Annotated in this window: 7 protein-coding genes; 2 read left to right on the top strand and 5 right to left on the bottom strand. The window is 41.0% G+C overall.

Annotated features, from left to right (window positions below; translation table 11 throughout):
- Nucleotides 1-97: 97 nt before the first annotated feature.
- Nucleotides 98-277 (bottom strand): DUF645 family protein, encoded by a 180-nt coding sequence (locus tag D908_RS02560; RefSeq protein WP_005526983.1) that lies wholly within the window; start codon nucleotides 275-277, stop codon nucleotides 98-100.
- A gap of 395 nt (nucleotides 278-672) precedes the next feature.
- Between D908_RS02560 and D908_RS02555 the strand changes: the two genes are divergently transcribed.
- Entirely contained in the window at nucleotides 673-915 is a 243-nt protein-coding gene (locus D908_RS02555; protein ID WP_005526987.1) for a type II toxin-antitoxin system Phd/YefM family antitoxin, read from the top strand.
- Nucleotides 916-921: 6 nt separating this feature from the next.
- Complete coding sequence (locus tag D908_RS02550; RefSeq protein ID WP_005526989.1) at nucleotides 922-1,218, top strand: type II toxin-antitoxin system RelE/ParE family toxin; 297 nt, start codon at nucleotides 922-924, stop codon at nucleotides 1,216-1,218.
- Between the two features lie 182 nt (nucleotides 1,219-1,400).
- Here the strand turns inward: D908_RS02550 and D908_RS02545 are convergent, their stop codons facing one another.
- From D908_RS02545 to D908_RS02530, 4 genes are all read right to left on the bottom strand, one after another.
- Entirely contained in the window at nucleotides 1,401-2,309 is a 909-nt protein-coding gene (locus D908_RS02545) for a lipase family protein (RefSeq protein ID WP_005526991.1), read from the bottom strand.
- 151 nt (nucleotides 2,310-2,460) lie between these two features.
- Nucleotides 2,461-3,096, bottom strand: coding sequence for a hypothetical protein (locus tag D908_RS02540; protein WP_005526994.1), 636 nt, complete (start codon nucleotides 3,094-3,096; stop codon nucleotides 2,461-2,463).
- Nucleotides 3,097-3,283: 187 nt separating this feature from the next.
- On the bottom strand, nucleotides 3,284-3,820 hold the full coding sequence (locus tag D908_RS02535; RefSeq protein ID WP_005526996.1) for a GNAT family N-acetyltransferase: 537 nt from the start codon (nucleotides 3,818-3,820) through the stop codon (nucleotides 3,284-3,286).
- A gap of 147 nt (nucleotides 3,821-3,967) precedes the next feature.
- The gene (locus tag D908_RS02530) at nucleotides 3,968-4,423 is read right to left on the bottom strand and encodes a GNAT family N-acetyltransferase (RefSeq protein WP_005526998.1); all 456 of its coding nucleotides are present in this window, start codon (nucleotides 4,421-4,423) and stop codon (nucleotides 3,968-3,970) included.
- Nucleotides 4,424-5,089 lie beyond the last annotated feature (666 nt).

Here is a 5,089-nt window from a genome sequence, read left to right on the forward strand (position 1 = left end):
AGAAACGCTACGCGTTGACAGTCCCTCTTGAGGCGTTTGTTAGCTTCGTAGCCTATTGTTTCAAAATGATTTTCAACTATTTTTCTTGAAAGGCATTTTACGCAAACGCATCACACAAACACACGTCCAGAGCCAAAAGCTGTGAAGTTGGCTGCCAAAACTCAAAACGATCAAGGTTAAGTTGACCACGGTTAAGAGTCCGCGACAAAGAAAGCCAGATCACAGCGATAATGCAGCCTTTTGTGAAACCAAACTTTGAGTGTTGAACATCCAACAACGTTGAAGCATCGAGGCTTGCTAGTTTTCAGCGACTTTGAAACCACTGAACTTTCAACACGTTCGACCAAACCAGCATCAAGAAAAAGCTCGAAAGCCAAATTGTGCAATTTGAACGCTAAAATCTGAAATTTCAGGACAATTAAGCCCAGATTTTGATGATTTTTGCTTTAAGAAGCTAACGCCCAATTAAGGGGTGAGCAACGCTACCACCCCACTTAAAGCATTGTGCCATAAACACTTAATTTGAAGTAGAACCAGAAACGCCAAGCGTTGCGAATCCCTCTTAAATTGTTTGTTAGTTTATTTTTCGCACAAATCGCTCGATTTAATTAGATTGACCATTTCATGTGACTAACTATAATCTTACTGTGATTCCAAATTTGGAGATTGATCATGCATACATTAACAGCAAATGATGCCAAACGTAATTTTGGTGAGCTACTTCTAAGCGCCCAACGTGAGCCTGTGAAGATTAGCAAAAACAGCAAAGATGCCGTAGTTGTAATGTCTATCAAGGACTATGAAGAACTAGAGGCAATGAAAACTGACTACCTTAAACATTGTTTCGAGTCAGCTAAACAAGACTTAGCACAAGGCAATGTGGTTGATGGTGAAGACTTTTTAAACGCCTTATAACCCTATATGCAAAAGAATAAATACAAACTGAGTAAATTGGCTCAGACCCATTTACGAAAAATCAAAAGCTATACCGTTAACAACTTCTCCGAGATGCAGTGGCGAAGCTACAAAGATACGTTACTAACTGGGTTTCAAATGCTTGCTGATAATCCAGCTGTTGGTCGCAGTTGTGATGACATTTACCCAAGCGGATTCTATTTCCCTGTGGGCAAACATACCGCTTACTTTACAAAAGAGGATGGCTTCATTTTAGTTGTCGCTGTACTCGGTCAGTCACAGCTTCCTCAGAACCACTTGTAATCAAGATTTCACCCTAGATTTGGATTTGGGGTGACGATCTTGATTGGTAAACTAACGCCCTGTTAAGGGGTGAGCAACGCAATACCGAAGCCGTCGCATTCCACCTTAATCACTAAAACCAACGCATAGTAAAAATGCCACGCGTTGCGAATCCCTCTTGAACAGTTTGTTAGTTGTTGGGGCTAAAGTTTTTGAAATAACCTTTCCACATATGTCTCGATGAAGTGATCTTTGAACTTGTTAGATACCGTGAGATGAAGATAATCCTTAATTTGGACCAACAACCCGTTATATTTAACATAGCTGAATGAGTTAGAGTCAATGGAAATATTATTCGTGCAGTCACTATACCCTAAGGATGTAGTTGGTACGTGAGGAACTGGATCATTTTCAACAAAAAAGTGAGTTGGAGACTTAAGTACTGCAATTGCGTTAGCGTTACCCCAACGAGGCATACCGAATGTGTAACATGCACAATGATTATTACGCAACAACCTTCTATGTACATTAGAAGTAAGCCAGTAATTATCATACATAGCGTAAGTAATTGCAGCCAACGCACCGCCTAAAGAGTGCCCCACAAAATAAACAGGGAATTTATCCCATTCTCTCTTGTGCATTTCATCAACTAACTCTTCGTGAAATGACTTTGCCTCAAGATAGAACCCTTTATGTACTTTTACTCCTTGATGTGGAGGAAATGGAGAAACCTTTTTAGCATTTAGGTTTACTCGCCAGTCACTAATACTTAGCAAGCGAGTTCCACGCATTGCAATAAAAACCACATTGTTAATTTTCGTCGCAACTAGAACAGCCCCAGGTCTTTCAATTAGCAAATGCTCGTCAGTTTTCAACAAACTGAAGTACTTTTGAGAATTTATTCTTTTGCTTTTCAGTAGTTCATAATAGGTATGTGATGGCAACAGTTTCACATTGCTGTGTTCTTCCAACTCCCACTCAGAGATTTTAGTGTAAGCAAGATTCGCCATCACTGAACATACAAATGCTTTTTGATCGGTCCATGAATAAGATTTCCAATTTTCCTTCTGGATATGCTCACTAACATGAAGCAGGCTTTCTTCTATTTTCATCAAATGTTTCCATCGATTGAGACAACTAACGCCCTGTTAAGGTGTGAGCAACGCAATACCGATGCCGCCGCATACCACCTTAAACACAAAACGCAACGCATAGCAAAAATGCCACGCGTTGCGAATCACTCTTAAACAGTTTGTTATGCGATTAGTTTGCACATAAATTATCGTCTTCAATATTAACGATCACTTCATTAATTGGCTTCATTCCTTTGCGTGCATCATTGAGGATTCCGCGAAAGAACGATGCTAGAGCCTTCCTCACTGAATCTTTAACAGTTTGATTGTTGAGGTATGCTTCAGCTGTTTCCTTTACCTTTTGATTAGCTAAAACAACCATCCACTCCTGTGCTGCAATTTGAGTTGCTCGAACGCCTCCATTAAAAATCACCTCAACTTTAGGAGAAGCCGCTGACTCATTTAACTGTTTAATTCGAGGGGCATTAATACTAACGGTTCGATTTTCTTCATCTACTTTAATGCACCAGTTCCATTCATCTTCTATTTTGTATCCAAAATTAAAAGGGTAATCCCAAGTGTAAATTGCCTCCCACTTTCCTTTCCTTGGTCCTAGATCCTTTTGCTTCATATGATAGGTATAGTTCGCTGTGATTTTCATGAATGTGAATTCTGTAGCTTTGGAAAGCATTGTTGCACTTACAGAGATCTTAGATTTTTGTATTTCTTCTTCGACTTGTTTATTTAAGCTATGGTTTTCAAACCAAAGCCAACCCGATGCTCCTGCCAATAAAATTATCGCTACAACTAGTATTACCCTCTCCATATACGCTCTCCTTAGCAAAAATGACGTTGTAAAAGCAAATTATAGCAAATACAAAACACCTATCGCATAACGCCCGCCTAAGGGGCTGGCAACGCACTACCACTAAACTCAAACACAACAACCGTAACCACCGCAGCTCACTAGGACTGGGAACGCCACGCGTTGACAGTCCCTCTTGAGGCGTTTGTTATGTGGCCGGCCACTCTCGCGATAAAACTGACATTTGGACTTTGTCCATGAATCGGCCATTGCGATAGCCCGATTCTCTTTTGATACCTTCGTGCTGATAGCCTGCTTTTTCATACGCTTTGATTGCCGCTACGTTGTCACAATATGCGGTCAATTCTATTCGATGTAAGCCAAGCTCTCGGAATCCATAGTTAGTGACTAAACGCGTGACTTCTGTTCCGAGTCCTTTACCCCAAAATGCTTTATCACCAATGAGGATAAAATACTCACCACTTCGGTTAAGTGAGCTAATCCCCGAAATACCAGCATAACCAATCAGCTTTTGGCTTTCTTTACACTCGACACCAAAAGAAATCGTCTTTGAACTTGAATTAATCTCCGACAACCACTTAGCAATATCTGAACAAGATTGCGGATAGACATAAGCAGATAGGCTGAATTGTGTCACTTCCCTATCACCAGACCACTGATAAAAGGATTCAGCATCCTCCACTTCAAGTGGACGCAGCCTGATTTTTAATGATTCTATGAACATAGTTCCGTCTTATTTTCACTGAGGACACATAACGCCGCGTTAAGGGGCGCAGGCACGCAATACAAAAGTGACTGCATAACACCTTAACCACTAAACACAACGCAAATTGAAAATGCCACGCGTGCCAAGTCCCTCTTAAACGCTTTGTTATGCCGTTACTTTTTGTTTTAACTGAACTTCTACCGCTTTTGAACCGTCGGAAAGTATGAAAAAGTCTGAATCAAAACGTTGAACCACATTAAAGCCTAGTGCCTTAAAAACTGCGACATTACCTGTTTGCTCAACACACCAAACCGAGACTGAGTTAATAGACTTAAACTGTGTAACAACGAAATCTACGAGCTTTCTAGCTACACCTTTTTGGCGAAAACTTGGTGCGACTGCTAACGAGCTAAGCTGTAATTCTGAGCCAACCTGTTTAGCTTCAACTACTCCAACTAAAACCTCATCAACATGGAAACCAAAGCAACTCCACTCACTTTTAGCACTGTTTTTATTGCTAACTGCGAGCTCAGTTGGCCTGTAAACTTGACGAAGTTCATCGAAGCAACGCTCTGACAGTTCAACCACCGATTTTTCATTAGCATCAAGCTGCCTTATCATCAATTTCACCTTAGGCATAACGCCGCGTTAAGGGGCGACAACGCTTTACAACCAAACTAAACCATTACACCGTAAACACAAAACTCAAACTTAGAATCAAAACCGCCAAGCGTTGGGAGTCCCTCTTAAACGCTTTGTTATGTGAACGTGCTAAAGTCAGTACCCAGAATCAAGAACTAAAAACAACGTTAAAACAAAACAAGACCAATACCACACACTGACCAGTGACTGACGGACTACCAGCACTTGATACAACAAAGCGACAAATAAAACCAACTCGGCAAGAAATTGAACAGGAAAAATTAGCAGACCATAAACTATACCATACCCAGGAGCTCGACCTGCTGTACTCGCGTTACTCATTACACTTTCGATAAGACACTCAAATGACAAATAAATTAAGTGGTTTAACGTAAGTAAGACTAAAACAATCCTCATTGCCCTCTTACTCTAGTATCAAGTTTGGTTCAGTATTTGGACTATATCAGGCACTGTCGAGCATCAAAAATTAGTAAACTCGACGCTAATCTCAGTTTTGTTCACATAACGCCCGCCTAAGGGGCTGGCAACGCATACCACTAAACTCAAACACAACAACTGCAACCACCGCGGCTACAATGGGACTGGAACGCTACGCGTTGACAGTCCCTCTTGAGGCGTTTGTTA

The organism is Vibrio mimicus CAIM 602 (assembly GCF_000338875.1).
Lineage (GTDB): Bacteria > Pseudomonadota > Gammaproteobacteria > Enterobacterales > Vibrionaceae > Vibrio > Vibrio mimicus.

Excerpts from the sequence above, each read along its gene's own strand:
- D908_RS02555 (WP_005526987.1), top strand. The coding sequence starts at position 673 with ATGCATACATTAACAGCAAATGATGCCAAACGTAATTTTGGTGAGCTA.
- D908_RS02550 (WP_005526989.1), top strand. The coding sequence starts at position 922 with ATGCAAAAGAATAAATACAAACTGAGTAAATTGGCTCAGACCCATTTA.
- D908_RS02545 (WP_005526991.1), bottom strand. The coding sequence starts at position 2,309 with ATGAAAATAGAAGAAAGCCTGCTTCATGTTAGTGAGCATATCCAGAAG.
- D908_RS02540 (WP_005526994.1), bottom strand. The coding sequence starts at position 3,096 with ATGGAGAGGGTAATACTAGTTGTAGCGATAATTTTATTGGCAGGAGCA.
- D908_RS02535 (WP_005526996.1), bottom strand. The coding sequence starts at position 3,820 with ATGTTCATAGAATCATTAAAAATCAGGCTGCGTCCACTTGAAGTGGAG.
- D908_RS02530 (WP_005526998.1), bottom strand. The coding sequence starts at position 4,423 with ATGATAAGGCAGCTTGATGCTAATGAAAAATCGGTGGTTGAACTGTCA.